Here is a 19146-nt window from a genome sequence, read left to right as displayed (position 1 = left end):
AAATAATACCTAAAATATAAGCATACAGTTAGCCAGGCATCACAGGCACCAAACAGCTGTGCAGGTTAGTACAGGACCAAGGTTAACAAAAACAAGGTTGTTTAAAACGTAATGGTTTACAATTATTACAGATCAAAATCTAACGCAATTTAGATATAAAAAAGATCAGAAAAAGATGTTGCCGGGGCCGGAAAGTTTAAAACCGCTTATTTTAATATTTTTATAACTTTTTTCGGCGTTTTTAAAATGTAAATAATTGAAAAACAAATTTTTATATTTTATGATAGGCAAAAAAATATAACGCTTTTTTAATGCTTTATAATACTGAAAAAGCAAAAAAGCGGGCTAAAATCAGGTTTAAGCCGACTTGCGGGGCATAGTGATATCGCGAAATAATCAATCATAGTCGAAAGCTTTGATATCCATAATGCGTTGCTCAAAATGCTCGGGGTGTAATGATTTGGCTTTGATGCGCATTTTATAAACGTAAATGGTATTAACCGAATACTCCAGTATTTTTGCTATGGTTTCGTTATCGTTAATACCCATCCTGATAAGCGCGAATATCCTCAGGTCGGTATTTAATACTTCGTCTTCGTCCGGCCAGATCTGGTCTTTCTCGGCGAACAGGCTGTTAAAAACGGTTATAAAGTTAGGGAAGATCTTAAGGAAAATATGGTCAAAGCTGTAATATAAACTTTCGCGCTCCTTTTTAATGTCTATCGCATCAATAAACGTATGGATAGCATCATACTTTTTCATGGAGAGCTTGGCATCTATTGAGATTTTTAAATTTTCGAGTTTAACAATGTAACCCGATATCGCTTTAAAAAACTGGCCGATATACTCTTCCTTGATCCTGGCATCTTCAATCAGCTTGCCGTTGATGTTTTTTAACTGGATGTTTTTAGCCTCTATTATACTTTCCTTAACTTTAAGTTTCTTTAACTGCTTCGCTATCATCACCAGGAAAAACACAACCAGAACAGCCAGCAACGTGATGATGATTAAAAAAACCAGAAACCTGTTTTTTTGATGTTCCGTGTTATCCAGTTCGGCAGCTGCTATGAGCGGTAAAACGGCAGCTATCCTGATTTTGCGTTGCCGGGCGCCATAAAAATCCGCGTCTTCTTTTGCTATCTGTATAAAATTATAGGCGTCCTTGATATCGCCTTTTTTGTAAAGAATTTCCGCTACGCTGTGTATTGCCATGTTTTCGCGGGTGGACGACCTGATGTCAGCAATAGCAGACTGGATCATCTGGTCAAGCGCCTCATCACTGCGCCCATCTTCGAGGTTGATTAAACCAAGGGTACATGACACCATCGCCCTTAAATGCATAGAAATGGGCATATTTCGTTCCAGCAGCGCGGCAAACCTCGCCCTACCCTCTTTAAAGTCCTTTTTGTGAAAACCCTGTAATCCGATGAGGTAGGTTCTGGAAATCTGATCTGTACCGCAATAAACTATCGCCGAATCGATACTTTTATTACCGGCTTCAACATAACGGGGACTAAAATACCGGTCGTCGTTATAATTGGCGAGATCGTAATAGCATCGCGCCAAAAAAAAGTAATAATCAACTTTATCCGGGTTACTGAGCGCCTGAACATTAATTTTGCGCAGGTAATCGAAAGTTTCGTTAAACATGCCCGAAGAAAGCAGGATGAAGGCCATTTTAACATAACTGTGGTATTCTTTAGGTTTATTGCCTGTAGCCTTGCTCAACCCGATCATCTTATCAACATAAACGTAAGCCGAATCGAACTGGTATGATTTATATTCGGTGTACAGCTTATCCCAGGCATCAAAGCGCGCATCCTGCTCTGTAGACGGCAACCTGAGCAATAATGATTTTATACTTTTTATCCGTTGCTCCTTCGCCTCCTCATACGCCGGCTTCTTCGCTATTTCGGTTTTCAGTTCTTCCAGTAAAGCATCCGTGTTGGTAAAAGCATTTACATTCACACTTATCAATAAGAATAGCAGGCAAAAAAAATATCTCATTTTGGTTTAACAGCTGAAAGAATAAGCAGGCTTTGCTTAATACCGGTTTATATATCCAAATATATACATTACAGGCATTGCTAATACCTGTTATAATCGATTTGTTTTTAACATAAGCCTCTTGTTAAAGCATATTGGTTGATAGTTACCGGTAATAAACAAACCACATGTATCAAATTAAGAATTTTATTAAATAAAAGCTAAAGTGTTAGTAATAAAAACTATACGCTGTTTGATTTTTGATACAACAAATAAGGTGCAACGACAAGCATTTTTTGATAAATTATCGCTTAACAGACCTGAATTATATGAATTACATAAAAGTTAATAAAAATTAACCTATAGGCAGCTATGGCATCGGCCTTGTTTGGTTTTGTTTAAAAAATCCGACTATGAAAACAAGCCAAAGCTCCGCGGTTCACAGCCTGTTAACCGGGCTGATCTTAGTTATAGCCTGCCTTTCGCCTTTATCGGGCTGGTCGCAATCGTCAAAACCCGGTTCGGTTGAATATCTGAATTTTTGTAACGGCATCGGGAACCTGCTGCTCGGTCAGAACATTAAAGATCTACCAGCCGGCAATCTCAGCTATCTTGACGGCGACAGCCGTATTGACCAGGATAGCTGTCTAAAATATCAATACCACGACGAAAACCTGATGGCCCTGGGCGACAGTTTATCGTTAGATGCTATCGGCTTACGAACCTACCGGGATAAAATAGTTAATATATACCTGTTTTTTAAAATACGTGATGCCTACAAAGTGCTAAGTAACTTTTTAAAAGCCTACGGCCCCTGCACCTCCCGGCCCGATGATTACGCCGATATTTATAATTGGGATACCAACCAGCTGAGCCTGAGCCTTAGATATGAAGTCAAAACAGATCTCGGGGTGGCCATATTTACCAGCAGAGACCTTGAAAGCAGGATCACTGCCAATAAAACCAATCAGGGCATCAGCACTTACAGCCAGTCATTATCTGCATTGCGTTGATTATCATGGCATGCTATAATTTCTCGTTAGGTGAAAAAAACTTTGTACCAGGTTGAAAACATCCTTTTATTTTAAAAAAATGAAACGAAATTTGCGCCAGGTGGTTTTTTTATCATCATAAATATTTAATTTTATAAATGGTCAAATTATTTGTCGGCGGATTTCCATTGGAAATGACCGAACTGGAAATTGTTAAAATGATAGGTCCGCATGGCGATGTGGAAACGATTAAAATTGTACGCGATAAAAAAACCCGGGTTTGCAAGGGTTACGCCTTTCTTGAAATGAAAGATAGGACCGGCGCTGAAAACGCCGCAATAGCCCTTGATGGTATGCAGATAGGAGACCGTGTGCTGAGCGTTAAAATAAACGATGATTTTGTAAAAAAGGCACCGCCTCCACGTAAATCATTCGGCGGCGGGTATGGTAACAATAACCGGGGTACTAATTCAGGTCCGCGCAGCTATGGTACAGGTAGTTATGACCGTAATAAAAGCGGCACAAATTACGGAGCCAATAATAACAACAACAACAATGGTAACCGCGATTCATCAGGGGTACCATCTGAGCGCCCGCGCCGCCCGAGAAAAACAATGTAAAACCTTTTACCTGCAAATAAAAAATCCCATCGGTGTATAACACCGATGGGATTTTTTATTTGTGGAACGTTTATATTAAACGCCCAGGTCCTGCATAATTGAAGCTACTTTGGCATCAAGTTGCTTGTCGGTTTCGGCATAAGCCTCTTTACTTTCCAACTTGCCATTCACGCTGCAATAAAACTTAATTTTAGGCTCGGTACCCGATGGGCGGGCCGAAATGATGCTGCCATCTTCGGTAATAAACTGCAGCACGTCTGATACGGGCAGTTCGATAGGCCTGGTTGTATTGGTGGTTAAATCAGTTTCCACACGTTTTTCGTAATCTTTCAGCGTAACCACTTTTGATCCGCCTAAGGTAGCCGGAGGATTAGTGCGGAATTTCTCCATCATCTCTTTAATCTCTTCGGCGCCGGTTTTACCTTTTTTGGTTAAGGAGATCAATTTTTCTTTATAAAAACCGTATTGCACATAAGTTTCAAGCAGGGCTTCGAACAGGCTGCTGCCTTTATCCTTGTAATAAGCGGTCATCTCGGCAATAAACGCGCTCGATACTACGGCGTCTTTATCCCTCACCAGTTCGCCAATTAAATAACCGTAACTTTCTTCGCCGCCGCCGATAAAGGTTTGCTTGCCCTCAAATTGGGTCATCAGCTCGCCGATATACTTAAAGCCGGTAAGCGTATTGTAGCAGGTTACATTTTTGGCTTCGGCGATGCGATCAATTAAATTAGTGGTTACAATAGTTTTTACAATATACTCCTTGCCGGTGAGCTTGCCTTTATCTTCCCAGGCGCTTAACAGGTAATTGATGAGCATGGCGCCGGTTTGGTTACCATTCAGCAAAATAAACTCGCCATCGGTATTTTTAACGGCTATACCTACGCGGTCGGCATCAGGGTCGGTTGCCAGTACCAGGTCGGCATCGGTTTCCTGCGCTTTTTTAAGGGCAAGCGTTAAAGCCTCCTTTTCTTCAGGGTTAGGATAAATTACGGTCGGGAAGTTACCATCAGGGGTAATCTGCTCTTCAACCAGGATCACGTTTTCAAACCCAAAGCGTTTTAAGGCCTGCGGTGTTAGGGTGATACCGGTACCATGGATTGGTGAATAAACAATTTTAAGGTCTTTCTGACGCTGAATAGCTTCCGGAGAAACAGATAATTCAGCAATCTTGCTCAGGTAAAGCTCGTCGATATCCTCTCCTATTTCTTCGATGTTGGCATCAACGCGGGTAAATTTAATTTCGTCGATGCTGCTGATGGCTGCAACTTCGTCCATCACCGCTTTATCATGCGGCGCAACAAACTGGCCGCCATCGGCGCCGTAGGCTTTGTAGCCGTTATACTCTTTCGGATTGTGCGACGCTGTTAACATTACGCCGCTTTTGCAACCTAACTGGCGCACAGCAAACGAAAGTTCGGGCGTTGGGCGCAGGGCTTTGAAAAAGTAAACGTAAATATCATTGGCCGAAAACACTTCGGCGGTAATAGTTGAAAAAAAGTCGGCGTTATTGCGGCTGTCATGCGCGATAGCAACCTTGATCTTTTCGCCGGGATAAGTTTTTTTCAGGTAGTTGGCCAGGCCCTGTGTGGCCGCGCCAATGGTGTATTTGTTGATACGGTTTGAGCCGGGCCCCATAATGCCGCGTAAACCACCGGTACCAAATTCCAGGTCGCGGTAAAAAGAGTCTGTAAGTTCGGTGTACGCTTTGTCATCAATTAACTGTTGAATTTGCTGCTTTACATCAGCATCATAATTTCCTTCGAGCCATGAATTGGCTTTGGCGAGAATGGTAGGGTCTAACTCCTGCATAGTGGGTATGTGTTTTCAGTTTTTCGGGTTTGGTCCTGTTTTACTGCCGACCATAAGTGCCGGTTTATAAACAGGCTAAAGTTAAATCATCTTTTTCAATATGCCAGTTCAAAATACAATAAGTTCAAAAAAATGCTGTCAATTTCGGTACGGCGCGTCTTTGGCAATCAACAATACCGGCAACGTAAAGTTTGAATGGGCCTATATATTAAAACGATGCAGGCTGAGTAACTACCCTACTCCTGCCGGTGTTACAATTCAAATTTCTCACTCTGATGAGTTCGGTACTATTTATCGAGTTCGGCTATTATCTTTTTTGCGTTATCATTGGTTGGGTCGAGCTGCAACGACTTTTTGTAGTTGAGCAACGCCAACGGCTTATTTCCCTGGTTATAATACGCTTCGCCTAAACTGTCGAAAACATTGCCGGATTTAGGAAATAATTTGGTGTTGTATTCAAAAACGGTGATAGCATCGGCCAGGCGCTTATCTCCCATCAGGTAGTAACCTAATTGGTTAAGGGTGTCCTCACCGTCAAAGCTATATTCATCCGCGTGTTTAGCTTTAACATCATTATAAAAAGCGATGATCTGTGCACCATTTAAAGAATCAATTTTAGCTCGAAATTCGTCTGTAAACGATTTTTTGATCTGCGCGTAAGGTTTTCCTTTTAAAATAGCTTCTATTGATCTGCTGATGGCGTAAAGGTTTCCTTGTTTGTTGTTGGTCATTAAAATGATGGTGACACCCTCGGGTACTTTGCTTACCAGTAATGCCTGGTAATTCCTGCTGGTGCCATCATGAATGTGGCTTATCATTTTATCGCCACTCATGCTCCCACCGCCAAGCCCCGATTGCCGGTTTGCGCTAACGCCGTTAATGATCTCGCGGGTGGTTTGAGGGGTAATTAGTTTAAATTTGGTTATGGCGTTCGCCCAGGCATAAAAGTCATCAAGTGTTACAGCCGTCCATCCCGATATGGGGTTAAAAAACGGATCGGTGTTGCCTTTATTATCATAAGCCCGTGCTATAAGAGGATCTTTTTCTGTAGGATCGATAACCGCTGTGTTCATTCCTAAGGGTTTCAGTTCGTAGTCTTCAACAAACTGTTTAAAGCTTATGCCTGTTATTTTTTCGATAACCCGGCGTTGCAAAAACACATTGTTATTGTTGTAGTTATATTTCTTTCCCGGTTCTGAATTAAGCTGCTTGATCTTCATCAAATCGGCCATATTATCGGCGTCGCTTTTAACCGTTTTCCATTTTACATCTGGCAGACCGCTGGTGTACTGTAGCAAATTAATGATCCTGATCGAATCTGCCCAGGAAGGTAATTCGGGCAGATATTTGGATAGCTTGTCATCCAACTTAAGCTTTCCCTGCTGTTGCAGCATCATAATGCCAACTGCGTTAAACTCTTTGGCTATCGAACCGATGTGAAAGCGGTAAGCCGTGGTTAACTTCGTTGTTTTGGAAGCATCGGCATACCCAACTGCTGCTTTGTATATTATTTTGCCCCCTTCGGCCACCAACACGTTACCATTAAACATCCCGAGCCGGTTTGCGCGGCGAATCAGCGTGTCAATCAGTACCTCCTTGTTTTGTTGTGCCTGCACGAAGCTTGTCGCCGATAAAAAAACTATGATTGACAGCAAGTTGTATTTTAATTTCGATTTCATAAGTAAGTTGATGATGATGATATATAGACAACAACAAAACTCTTATGTTACAAGGAAAGTGGTGGTGATTTCATTACTCCAGGCCAGGTTCCGGCAAAAATAATGCACTTCAGCAAACTCAAGAAAAATCAGTTTGATTTTACACCATTTAATTAATGATGAGGCCGGTTACGATGAGAAACTATGATCATCTTGGGGCTCCTTTGGTGAGGGCGATCTGAAGGGTTTCATTTTTAATGGCAGGCGGCACAATCAGCATCGGCTTCGAAACAATTTCTTTACCGCTTAACGGCGAGGTACAACTTCCTGTTAATACAAAGCAACCTTTAGTATCGTTAAAGGTTACCGTTATTTTTAGTTGTTTTAATGCTTGCAGATCCTGATAAGCTGTCCGGGTACTTATCCGGAAATGTTGTTTGAGCAGGTCGATGGTTGCTATCTCCCTGCTTTGCAGCAATACCAATATTTTAAGCAACCTGTCGGCCCGGTTCATACCTTAACACATTTTTTCATACAAATGTGTTAAGGTACGATGACAACAGTATGTCAGCAGATAATTCTGTCCTCAGCACGGAAATATTAAAAATGGGAATTGTGTATGGGGCTCCCCGGCATGCGCTTCATAATGCTCCCAAACCGCGCTTAGCTGCGAACTGCGGTTGCAGAGCACAAAAAGATCAACCTGCATAATATTGGTCAATACATCGATTGTTTTGTTCATGTTTCTTTCCCTGATGTTTATGAGGTTTAGGCCATGGTTTCCGAAGGTTTCTGCAAATAAGGTTTCGGCGTAACCCTCGTGCATAAAAGGAACACCCGGTTCAGCTATGTTAAATAAACCGGCGCTGATGTTTGCCGACGAAACAAGTTGATTAATAAAACAGGTGATCGATTTTTTGGCAAACCTCAAATCGGTTAAGTAGCCCAGGTTATGGAGACTGCAAGCTGCATCTTCCGGAATTGCGAGCACAGGGCAAACGGTATGGTGCAAAACCGGCTTAAGTTCTTCATATGCCTCCTGGGCGGTACCTGAAATACCTTTTACAATAATCCCGATGTCGTACCTCACGATGATGTCATGAAGCGATATGCCCATCGTATCGAGATAGCCAAGGTGAACTATATTGTCGGCATTATGTGCATGCTCGTGCGCATCATCACACAAAAGACTATCGTCGAAAACCGTATGTTGCGTGGATAAACTGCGCGACTCAGGCACCGTGTAGGTAACTACAACCTTAACATTCAATTTTTCACTTAATTCACCGGCATAAGCAAGGGCGTTCCGGCTCTCACTTTTAAGGTTGTGAATTACCAAAATAGATTTCATATATAGCAGATGTTAGATGAGATGTATTTTGATATAACGACAGAAAATTGGATTAGTTTTATTTAATTTCTAATTAATCCGTCATGAAATTGTCAGTTCATTATTGAAAACAAATAATTGGGATTTTCAAGTTAAAAAGGTAAGTAATCCCGGCAAAACAAATATTAACTATAGATTAAAAATACAGATTTTAAAAATAGATAAAGCCTGTAAAGCCTTAATAATTAGGTGGCATGTAAAAAGTATTGTTTCTTTCCGGATAACAAGGGAGTAGCGTGTTTATAGCATAGCATTGCGGGCAATGCCCCACTTTACTTTTCAGCCGCCCAAAAAATAGCGTTACTGAACAAGGTCGTATAGTCCTTGCTATCGAAAAGTACGGGCGAATGCCCCATAAAAATGTAGACATTGCGCGCTTTTTTAACGGGGTTAGTCCAGATCACCGGGTGATCGCCCATGGTGATGCCGTCTTTAGGCTCATAGGTAGCTTCATCCACCGAGGCCAATACATGGACATTGGTCCGCGGACTTTTATCATACGTATACCATTCCTCCTTCTGCACCATAAATGACGGAGATACGCCTTTCATCACCGGGTGTTTTTTGTCTTCCACATTTACCGTCCCCTTAGCAAAGGTGGCTATGTAGTTTTTAAACCTGATGCCGCCCATATAATTCCAGAACCAGTTCCACATGGGGTAGCCGTCAAACTCACCCAGCAGGGTTGCGTGGTGAAAACCGATCCAGCCGCCTTTGCCCTCATCAATATACTTTTCAAAGGCTTTTACAGCCGGTTCCTTCCAGGCATAGGGCGGATAATCCAATTGGATAAACAATTGGTAATTAGATAAGAAAGCGTCATTGATCTTATCCGTATTCTGAATATAATCGATAGAAAAATTACTGTCGGCAGCCAGTTTATTGAGCCAGACTTTAGCCGCTTTTGAATATTCAACGTGGTGGCCGCCGTTTTCGTAAAGGGCGATGACTTTAAAACGCGGCGCTTTTTGCCCGAAAGCGGCTACAGTTAACAGGCAAAAGCTGAATAGCAGGGTTATTTTTTTCATTTGATGTTTACGGTTGATGTTCTATTTATAGATTCTGCCCATCATGGGTATGACTCTCAACTATTCAAAATTAAAAGATAAAGCCGCCGAAGGATATTTTACTGCCCCTACTTTAGCACTACGCTTTGGCAAAATAGCCCTAAGTCTTTAGTCTTAAGTTCAAAGTGTTAAGAATTAAGTCTCAAGTCCTGAGTTGGAAGTCTTAAGTGCGGGGGGCTCCTAAATCTTTATTTTAGGCTCACTGCTTAGAACTTAAGACTTCATACTCAAGACTTAGCACTATTTAACTCAAGCGTAGTGCTAATGTAGTGCCTTCAAAATAGCAATTGAACAAAGTTTCGTGGATAATTGCGGAGGATTAAATTTCATCCATGATATAAACCAATGTTGAAACGCCGCGCCGCAAAGCGCGGGTATAAAACCTTAGATTGTTAATGGAGCATACCAAAAGCACACGAAAATTTCTGATAGCAACGCATGGCAGGCTGGCCGGCGGTGTAAAATCATCCCTTGATTTGATTACCGGCGCTGTAGATAGCATTTTTTTGATAGAGGCTTATGTAGATGAAAACAGGTTGATTGAGGATGATATTAAAGCGGTGATTGACCAGGTTGGCGATCATGAGGAGTTGATTGTTTTCTCGGATATCATGGGCGGCAGCGTTACCAACCAGATTTTGCAGTATGCCCGCAAAAGCAATGTACACATAGTATCGGGCTTTAACCTGCCTTTGGTAATTGAAATTATACTGGCTGATACCAATACCTCCGCCCCGAAAGTGATTGCCGAAGCCATTGAAAACGCCAGACAACAAATAGTTTATGTAACCCAGATTTTAACCACGGCAAAACAGGAGGACTACAATGATTAAACTAATTAGGATTGACGACCGGCTGGTACATGGCCAGGTGGCTTTTACCTGGACACCCGCCCTTGGTGCCGATTGCCTGCTGATAGCCAACGACAAAGTAGCAAAAGACGAATTTATGAAGATGACGCTTAACCTGGCCAAACCGGCTGGCACCAAACTGCTCATCAAAACCGTAAAAGACGCCGCCAATTTTTTAAACGACGAGAAAAGCAGGAACGCCAAAGTGCTGGTACTCACTAACAATATCAAAGATGCAGCAGCTTTAGCTGCCGATGTGCCTGAAATTACATCGATAAACTTTGGCGGCTTACGCTCTAAAGAAGGTTCGAAACTGATCTCCAAAGCCGTAGCGGTAAACGATGAAGATCTTATCATCATCCGCCAAATGCTGGCCAAAGGGCTTGAACTGGAAGTGCGCCAGGTACCTACCGATAACAGGCGGCTTGTGGAAAGCCTGATTTAATTAAACAAATTTAAAATCCATATAAACAAATACTTATATCCTTGTCAGCATCATACTTACTCATCGCGCTGATAGCGATGTTCGGACATTCGGAAGACTTTTTGGGCACTACCCTGCTTAGTCGCCCGCTGGTGCTTGGTCCGCTGGTTGGCCTTGCGCTTGGCGATGTAACGCAGGGCGTGATCATTGGCGCAACCCTGGAGCTTATTTTTATGGGCAACATCAAAGTGGGCGCGGCCATTCCGCCCGATGTAATTACCGGAGGGGTGTTGGGTACCGCTTTCGCCATGATCTCCGGCAAAGGGCCTGCCATCGCCTTAGCCATAGCCGTACCGGTTTCCATCCTTGCCGAAATGGTGATCAGCGGCTTGTTCGTATTGCGGGCTATACTCAATAAAAAGTTCAGCCAATATGCCGATGAGGGAAATTTTGCAGCGATCCAACGCCTCCATATCCTATCCGGCTTGTTAAGGCCACTGCTGATGGGCGTTATCATTCTGCTTGCGCTGCAATTAGGGGCTGGAGCAATGAAATCGTTTTTAGACATGATCCCCGCATGGGTACAAACCGGCTTACAGGTTGCCGGTAATATGCTCCCCGCGTTGGGTTTCGCCCTGCTCATGAACCTGATGTTCAGCAAAAGCATGGCTCCTTACTTTTTCATTGGCTTTCTACTGGCCGCTTATTTAAAACTCCCTGTAATTGCCATCGGGGGTTTTGGGGTGATCATCGCCCTATTGGTGAAACAGGTTGCCCCTAAACCGGCTATGGATGATGATGACAATTTCGGTAGCGAAGATGAACCTGCCGAACCCCTGAAGCTCAATCCCAAACTAAATAAAAAGGATCTCCGTTCGTTGTTTTTCCGCTCGCTGGCTTTAGAGGCCAATTTCAATTTTGAAACCTGGCAAAATACCGGCTTCGCTTTTTCCATCATACCGGTTTTAAAAAAGCTTTACCCTGCTAAAGAAGCAAGGGCGGCGGCCTTGAAAAGGCATTTGCAGTTTTTTAATACCAGTCCCTACGGCTCGACCCTTATTATAGGTATCACCGCTGCAATGGAAGAGCAAAATAGCAGCGACGAAGATTTTGATGAAGAATCCATCAATTCTATAAAGCTTGGTTTGATGGGCCCTTTAGCCGGTGTGTTCGATTCCCTGTTTTGGGGAACTTTTAAGGTGATAGCTGCCGGGGTTGGCACCTCGCTGGCCATTAAAGGGAATATCACGGGGCCGTTATTGTTCCTGCTGATTTTCAATGTTCCTCACTTGTTGCTCCGTTATAAATTAACTTTTGTAGGGTATGGCGCGGGCACAAGGTTCCTGCAAAACCTGGCCAAAAACAATGTGATGGACAGGCTCACTAAAGGCTCATCTATTTTAGGGTTGATGGTTGTTGGCGCGATGCCTGCCACGCTGATGAACATCACCACGCCGCTGCACATCGGCGCGGATAAATCGGCGCTGGGCATCCAGGGTATTTTAGACCAGGTAGTGCCGGCCATGATCCCACTCGGGCTTACCTTTTTAGTGTACTATTTTGTTAAAAAAAATATAAAAACCACCTACCTGTTGTTAGGCCTGCTGTTGCTTGGTTTTGCAGGGAGTATCATTCACCTTTTTGCATAAAGAAAAGAATTAAATGAAGGGAGTTGGAGTTTCACCGGGCATAGCCATAGGCAGGGCGTTTGTAATCAAAAAGAATGCGCCTGCCACCAACGGTATTGTGTTAAAAAGCCAGGCAGAGATAGCGGCCGAGATCGATCGCTTTGATAGCTCGGTGGTAAATGCTTTGGGCGAGATCGATGCCATCAAAAACAGCTCGCAACTGATGCTGACTGATGATGATATCGCGATACTGGAAACACAGGTGGAACTGATCAACGATCCGCAGATCCGCGAGGATGTGGTGGCCAAAATTGAAACCGAAAAAAAGACTGCCAACGATGCTTTAATAGAAATTACGGCGGGCATCGTAGCGCTTTTTGAAAGTATGGATGATGAATACATGCGGGCCCGCTCGTCCGATTTCCAGGATATCGGCAACCGCATCCTTAAATATATTAACCGTACCGGCGATATCAATGCCCGCTCGTTCCAGCCGGATACCATTGTTATTGCTGATGACCTTACCCCTTCTGATACCATTACATTAGACCTTAACCTTGTTACCGGTTTTGCAACACAGGCAGGCAGCCGTACTTCGCACGCGGCCATCATAGCCAAATCAAAAGGGCTGCCTGCAGTTGTAGCCTGCGGCGATGAGCTAATGACCATCAACCATAACGATTTTATTATCCTCGATGGCCTGAGCGGATTGGTTTATGTAAACCCCGGCGAGGAGATCATCAGCCGTTATTCGGCCAAATCGGCATCCTTCAGGCAGCAAGCCGAAGTGCTGAAAGAAGTAAAAGACAAACCGGCTATCACCGCCGATGGCAAACGGGTGACCTTATTTGCCAATATATCCAGCGCCGAAGATTTAGATATGGTGCATGATAACGGCGGCGAAGGCGTGGGCCTGTTCCGTACCGAAATGTTGTTTATGGATAGGGATACTTTCCCTGACGAGGAAGAACAGTTCGGGTTTTATAAAAAGGCTGTACTGCAGGCCAAAGGCAAACCTATTATTATTCGCACTATCGATATCGGCGGAGATAAACACCTCTCCTACTTTAACTTACTGCCCGAACTTAATCCATTTCTTGGCTACCGAGCTATCCGGATCTCGTTGGACCAGGAAGGCTTATTTATGGTACAACTGAAAGCCATATTACGCGCTTCGGCGTTCGGACCGGTAAGTATCATGTTCCCGATGATCTCGAACGTAAAAGAGATCCGCGATGCTAAACTTGTCCTCAATAAAGCTAAAACCGCGCTTATTGAAGCCGGAATTGCTTTTAGCGATGATGTAAAAGTTGGTATGATGATCGAGATTCCATCGGCTGCCGTCACGGCGGATATTTTGGCTAAAGAGGTTGATTTTTTCAGCATCGGCACCAATGATCTTTGCCAGTATACTTTGGCTGTAGACAGGATGAACGAGAAGATCACCCACCTGTACGATCCTTTCAATCCGGGCGTATTGCGACTCATCCTGAACGTAATTGAACAGGGCCGGGAGCACAATATCCACGTAGGTATGTGCGGAGAAATGGCTTCCGACCCATTGGCTACCTTGCTGCTGTTAGGAATGGGGCTGGCAGAATTTTCCATGAGCGCGGCGTCCATCCCAACAATAAAAAACATCATGATCAATAATACCGAAGTCCGCGCCAAACAGGTATGCCGACAAGTTATGGCTATGGATAGCTCGGACAAAATTATTGCTTATTTAAAAGAGATAACTCAATGATCACCAAACATTATGTAATTACATCTGTACAAGGCATGCATGCCCGGCCTGCAACCCAATTGGTTAAACTGGCCAAAGGCTTTAAAGCCACCACCAGTTTAAAAAAAGGCGATAAAACCGTTAAACTTAACAGCCTGCTCAATATCCTCTCACTCAGTATTAAAGGCGGCGAAACCGTTTCGGTAATTATTGATGGCGAGGATGAAGTAAGCGCCGCCGTGATTATTGATGATTTTTTCACCAAACAGCTTAAAGAGCTATAAACAGCATCAATAAAGTAACCATAACCGCTGTCCGAAGTCTGTAACTTCGGAAGACTATGAAAGTAGCTTCGACTACAGTGCCGTTCAGGTAAATACGATTATATGCCGGTAGTTGCAAACTACCGGCATATAACATTCGAACAGCGGAGGAAACTTTGAGTACCTTTTTATCTTAAACATTAATACCATAAATGAAAGTAACCATAACCAAAAGCGAACAGGAGTTTGATGTAACCGCGGCATGGCGCATTATAGCGCAGATGCTGGAGAAAAGAAATTCGGTAATTGGCCTCTCAACCGGGCAAACCACCATTGGCATGCACCGAATTGTATCTGAAATACATACCAGATATCCATTCGATGTATCGAACATCACGCTGTTTAATGTCGATGAACTTACCAACCTGGAGCGGGAATATGCTGGTAGCTGCTATACGATGATATTGAACCAGATTGCCGGTCCGCTGGGGATACCTGAAGAGAATTTTATTATGCCGCCTACCCTTTCGGATGATTTTGTAGCCGAGGCCATCCTGTTTGAAAAACGCCTTGCCGAACGCGGTGGTGCCGATCTGCAGATGCTGGGCATAGGCAGCAACGGCCACATCGGCATTAACCAACCCGGTACGCCTTTAGAAAGTGAAACCTGGGTATCGCCTATGGACCCGGATTTTGAGGCCCGCGTTCGCCGCGAAACCCAGGTTCCGCCCGAGATTGAGCTGGGCGGCTTAACCCGTGGAATTAAAAACATCATGCATACCCGCAAGCTGATCCTGATTGCTAAAGGCAGCCACAAGGCCGAGATTGTGAAACAGGCCATACTTGGTCCCGTAGGCACAGAGATCCCGGCCTCGGTAGTGCAATTGCATCCCAATTGTGAGATTTTGCTGGACTCGGATGCGGGGGCTTTGGTTGCAGATTATGCCCGGGAGCGCGGGTATAGTTGGTGATTTTATGGCTAATTGCGTTACAAACGCAAACTCATGTTAAGCGCTCATTACAAATGAGCGCAAGAATAAAGCTGGGGTACAGTTGGTAACCTAATCGCTAATTGCGTTACAAACGCAAACCCATGTTAAGCGCTCATTACAAATGAGCGCAAGAATAAAGTCGCCCCTATACCTGGCGACTTTATTCTTGTATCAGATTTTGCTTGCTGTTAGTTCAAATGAGCATTTGCAGCATCCAGTAAATATTCTTTTTTATCGTCGGAATATTCCCAGAACATCACGCCTGCCATTTTATGTTTTTTAACGTATTTGCATTTCTTTTTAACCGACCATTCATCATCAAATGATATAAATTGGCGGGTAGTTGGATTGTATAGATATGGTGCCTGCGCGCTTTTGTCGCGGTAATATTTAAAGGCTTTATCACTTAAAATACTATCCCTGATCAAGGTATAGCCACCGCCGCGCATCCTTTCTAAAACTTTTGAGCCAAGGCCCGTTTGGGTACTGTCAGATACCCTGGCCGAGCGGCCATAAAAGGCCAAGCCCATCACCAGTTTTTCGTTCGGAACACCGGCATCAATAAAGGCCTGCGTACCCGCATCTGCGTTGTTTTCAGTTTTAAGATACTTTGAAGCGTACAAGCCGGTGTGGTGAACAGCCACATCCGCGCCGTAATCGTAGGTCATGAGGTTGATGTAATCCAACAGTTTGCTTACTTTATCCATTTCGGTATTTTGCGTAAAGCGTTTAAAGGCCCCTACGGCAGCTGTAAGTAAATGCTTTTTGCCGGTTTCTTTTTCCAGTTTATCCAGTTCGGCACGCAGCTCACCAAACATCAGGGTATAGTTCACTTTATCTTCGGGACGGTAGATGTTGCCGGCACCGTAGGCGTTAGGGTACTCCCAGTCAATATCCACCCCGTCCATTTTAAACCGGCGAACAATATCTGCCGCGCTTGCGGCAAAGGCTTTTCTGCCGGTATCGGTAAGCGCCATATCCGAAAAATTTTTGCTCCATGTCCAGCCGCCAATAGAGATCAGGATTTTGAGCGCCGGGTTTCTTTTTTTCAGGCTAACCAGGTACCGGAAATTAGTTGTGTCGGTGCGGCGGTGCGTTAACCAGGCGCGGTTATGCTGTACATCAACAAAGGCATAATTAATATGTGTGAGCTTTGCCGGATCGACCATGGTGGTGTCGATAAGCCCCCGGTAGCCGCCAACGTAGCCTATAATTACATGTTTTTTTTGCTTTATTTTTTGTGCATCCGCTTTAAAGAAGCAAGCAAACAGGCACATGATCAGCGCCGCGGGGCGCAATGCCCTGTTAAATTGAAAAGTTGTTGTCATTATATTGATTCAGGTAGAATTGGTTTAAATTTTTAGGCGTAATCGTTTCTTTTCCATCAGCCCTACCAGCAGGACGATTAAAAAAGCCGTGGCCAATGACCGTAACAGGCCGGGGAAACCATTATTGAAAAAGCTGGGGTACCGTACATTCAGCAATTCGAGGATAAACACCTGGAAATAAGGAATCAGGTAACAGGTTAAGGTGCTGGTGCCGGCAGGTTTGATCCACTTAAAGGCATTTGCCTTGCCTTTAAAATCAACTACATAAATCAATATCAGGAACGCCAAAGTGGTAATGCCAGAGCAAATCAGCACCCAGGCGGGTGTTGAGCGAATTTTAGAGATCCCCTCGGTATAAGGCCTGATGGCAAAGCCTGCAGCCAAAAATAATATGCCGATGATAGCCAGCGTAGCCCAGATCCGTTGTGTTTTACTCTGATTAACCAGCTTTGCATAAATGCCGGAGATCACTACACCACCCATAGTTAAGGTCATGGTTGATGCATCGTGGATAATCCAGAGTGGTTTCAGAAATATAATGGCATTGCCTATGAAAGTGCCTGTCACATCATCACCCGCAACGTTCACTATCGATTCATCGCGCGTTATTTTTATTTTGAATACACTATGGGCGATGATATTGATGGCTGCCAGCACTATCCAGGCTACAATAAGTGAATTAAGCTTCCCCTTAACTCCGAAATAAATGAGCGCGCACACCAGGTACGACCAGCCGATCAGCCCCAGGATGCCCCACCACGAAGGTTCCATGCCATGCACATCGCCATCTTCGCCGCCTTTATAAACAACGGCCATAGCTACAAGCATGGTTATTCCCAAAATCTGCAAAGTATACCTTTTACCCTTAGCCATAGTTTCGGGATAATCCAGCCAGATCAGGAAGAACGCGGTAGTGATTACCAAAGCCCAAATTGCCCTCGAAATCATTGCCGCCTCTTGATTAAATTCCTCCAGGTTTACATGGAAAAACCCCATAATAAGGAGCGCCGCGCTACGCACAAGGATATAGAACAACACTTGTTTGGCTGTATCGCCTTTTTTGATGCGGTTATTGATAGCGAAAGGCAACGACAAGCCAACAATAAATAGAAAAGCCGGGAAAATAGTATCGGCAAAGCCCATCCTGTCTTCAAAGCCTTTGGCATGGTCAATCCATTCGGGGATGTGCCTTACACCGCTGGCATCGTTAACAAATATCATCAGGAGCATAGTGATTGCCCGCAGAACATCAATAGATAAAAGGCGCTTGGGTAATTGTTGCATTATAATCAGCTTGTTGTTTTGTTATGACAAGAATTGTATTGGCGACCGGTAATATACAAAGTATCGTTGTCCGGCAAAGGTTAACGATCTTTAAAAATTACCGGTAATGCCTTAGCTAAGTCCATTGTACGTAGTTCAGAAGCATCAAAGGTTTTAGATGGAGATATTATTATTACACACCGACAAATGTACCCGATATCGATAAGTAATAGGATTGTAAAGACACTACATTACCACTACGGTAGCATATTATAGCCTGAATAATTAATCAGGCTGGCGGATATCAACCGGAGGTAAAAGCCGGTGAAGAGAAAAATCGGTTGCAAAAAAAATGGGCAAGCCGGAGGCCGCCCATTCCTGATTTTTTTCAACCTTAAATTACTTGGCAGTTTTTCTGGCAGGAGTTAAGGGAACGATAATTACAGCTAAGAAAAGGGCAACTTCTAATACGGTTAACATGACTTTAATTTTTTATATTTTGATTATTGAATTATTTTACCGGAATAACACAACCGTTCCTGCAGGCATGCCTTGCGGCCGGGATGCAAGAACAATTGTACCTATCCCGGCAGCCCTTGCACTAAAGCTGTGCCAGTAAAAAATCAGGCCTATAAATCAATTGATTAGCTAAAAAAATGAGTGTTTTTAAAATTGACTTTTTGTTGAAATGAAAGATAAAAACAAGATTTTGAGCTATTAAAACTTATTCTTTGAATAAAGAATAAGAAAAACACGTCGATTTTGAGCTCTAAAAAATTGAAAAGCCGTTTTTTTCAAAATAACTTCAGCATAAAACAGCGAATACACGGCAATTTATTTTTGAAGAAATATTTTTCGCTGCTTACGATGATGCTAAACAAAACAGCCATCTAAAAGTGAGAGGTGGACATCTGTTTGTAACAAAATATCATAAGTTTTAAATAAAAAATCCGGCTTATGAATTTATAAAATAAATTACGCCATTTTGTCACCTATATGACAAATAGATATTTTGGCAGAATTCTAACTAACTAGTAGCTGACAAAGACTGCCATAAACATGACACGTTGCCCAAAATACACCCTAAATAAATTGCATACCCCTGTGCCAAACTCTAAATATTACCAAAGTACTTTAACGATGTTT

General features: G+C 43.4%; 16 protein-coding genes. 8 read left to right on the top strand and 8 right to left on the bottom strand.

From position 1 onward, the window contains the following. Window positions 1–396 precede the first annotated feature (396 nt). Window positions 397–2007 (bottom strand): DUF6377 domain-containing protein, encoded by a 1611-nt coding sequence (locus LX99_RS08640; RefSeq protein WP_146203081.1) that lies wholly within the window; start codon window positions 2005–2007, stop codon window positions 397–399. 392 nt (window positions 2008–2399) lie between these two features. Between LX99_RS08640 and LX99_RS08635 the strand changes: the two genes are divergently transcribed. After that, the gene (locus tag LX99_RS08635; protein WP_109607481.1) at window positions 2400–2999 is read left to right on the top strand and encodes a hypothetical protein; all 600 of its coding nucleotides are present in this window, start codon (window positions 2400–2402) and stop codon (window positions 2997–2999) included. Window positions 3000–3136: 137 nt separating this feature from the next. Then, window positions 3137–3598 (top strand): RNA recognition motif domain-containing protein, encoded by a 462-nt coding sequence (locus tag LX99_RS08630; protein WP_109607480.1) that lies wholly within the window; start codon window positions 3137–3139, stop codon window positions 3596–3598. 75 nt (window positions 3599–3673) lie between these two features. Here LX99_RS08630 and LX99_RS08625 read toward each other — a convergent pair whose 3' ends face one another. From LX99_RS08625 to LX99_RS08605, 5 genes are all read right to left on the bottom strand, one after another. Further along, on the bottom strand, window positions 3674–5410 hold the full coding sequence (locus LX99_RS08625; RefSeq protein WP_109607479.1) for a phospho-sugar mutase: 1737 nt from the start codon (window positions 5408–5410) through the stop codon (window positions 3674–3676). A gap of 287 nt (window positions 5411–5697) precedes the next feature. Further along, window positions 5698–7089, bottom strand: coding sequence for a serine hydrolase (locus LX99_RS08620; protein WP_109607478.1), 1392 nt, complete (start codon window positions 7087–7089; stop codon window positions 5698–5700). A gap of 187 nt (window positions 7090–7276) precedes the next feature. Further along, window positions 7277–7582, bottom strand: coding sequence for an HTH domain-containing protein (locus LX99_RS08615; protein WP_109607477.1), 306 nt, complete (start codon window positions 7580–7582; stop codon window positions 7277–7279). 72 nt (window positions 7583–7654) lie between these two features. Beyond that, on the bottom strand, window positions 7655–8419 hold the full coding sequence (locus LX99_RS08610) for a universal stress protein (RefSeq protein WP_109607476.1): 765 nt from the start codon (window positions 8417–8419) through the stop codon (window positions 7655–7657). Between the two features lie 311 nt (window positions 8420–8730). Beyond that, a complete protein-coding gene (locus tag LX99_RS08605) occupies window positions 8731–9486 on the bottom strand; it encodes a ThuA domain-containing protein (RefSeq protein ID WP_109607475.1) in 756 nt (251 codons plus the stop codon). 434 nt (window positions 9487–9920) lie between these two features. Here LX99_RS08605 and LX99_RS08600 point away from each other — a divergent pair, with 434 nt between their 5' ends. The 6 genes from LX99_RS08600 (at window position 9921) to LX99_RS08575 (ending at window position 15388) form a co-directional block, all read left to right on the top strand. After that, a complete protein-coding gene (locus LX99_RS08600; protein ID WP_109607474.1) occupies window positions 9921–10358 on the top strand; it encodes a PTS sugar transporter subunit IIA in 438 nt (145 codons plus the stop codon). Further along, complete coding sequence (locus LX99_RS08595) at window positions 10351–10821, top strand: PTS sugar transporter subunit IIB (RefSeq protein WP_109607473.1); 471 nt, start codon at window positions 10351–10353, stop codon at window positions 10819–10821. Before LX99_RS08600 ends, LX99_RS08595 begins: the two co-directional genes overlap by 8 nt. 41 nt (window positions 10822–10862) lie before the next feature. Continuing rightward, a complete protein-coding gene (locus LX99_RS08590; protein WP_109607472.1) occupies window positions 10863–12449 on the top strand; it encodes a PTS system mannose/fructose/sorbose family transporter subunit IID in 1587 nt (528 codons plus the stop codon). A 13-nt stretch (window positions 12450–12462) separates the two neighbouring features. Beyond that, the gene (ptsP, locus tag LX99_RS08585; RefSeq protein ID WP_109607471.1) at window positions 12463–14175 is read left to right on the top strand and encodes a phosphoenolpyruvate--protein phosphotransferase; all 1713 of its coding nucleotides are present in this window, start codon (window positions 12463–12465) and stop codon (window positions 14173–14175) included. After that, window positions 14172–14438: an HPr family phosphocarrier protein gene (locus LX99_RS08580; protein WP_109607470.1), complete on the top strand. Its 267-nt coding sequence runs from the start codon at window positions 14172–14174 to the stop codon at window positions 14436–14438. Before ptsP ends, LX99_RS08580 begins: the two co-directional genes overlap by 4 nt. A 191-nt stretch (window positions 14439–14629) precedes the next feature. Further along, window positions 14630–15388 carry a 6-phosphogluconolactonase gene (locus LX99_RS08575; RefSeq protein WP_109607469.1) on the top strand — a complete coding sequence of 253 codons (759 nt, stop codon included), beginning with the start codon at window positions 14630–14632 and terminating at the stop codon, window positions 15386–15388. A 209-nt stretch (window positions 15389–15597) separates the two neighbouring features. Here the strand turns inward: LX99_RS08575 and LX99_RS08570 are convergent, their stop codons facing one another. Continuing rightward, window positions 15598–16737, bottom strand: a complete 1140-nt coding sequence (locus LX99_RS08570; RefSeq protein ID WP_109607468.1) for a glycoside hydrolase family 18 protein — start codon at window positions 16735–16737, stop codon at window positions 15598–15600. 24 nt (window positions 16738–16761) lie between these two features. Continuing rightward, window positions 16762–18021, bottom strand: a complete 1260-nt coding sequence (locus LX99_RS08565; RefSeq protein ID WP_109607467.1) for a heparan-alpha-glucosaminide N-acetyltransferase domain-containing protein — start codon at window positions 18019–18021, stop codon at window positions 16762–16764. Between the last annotated feature and the right edge of the window lie 1125 nt (window positions 18022–19146).

It is taken from the genome of Mucilaginibacter oryzae (assembly GCF_003148845.1).
Taxonomy (GTDB): Bacteria; Bacteroidota; Bacteroidia; order Sphingobacteriales; family Sphingobacteriaceae; genus Mucilaginibacter; species Mucilaginibacter oryzae.
This window is presented reverse-complemented; position numbering and strand designations above follow the sequence as displayed.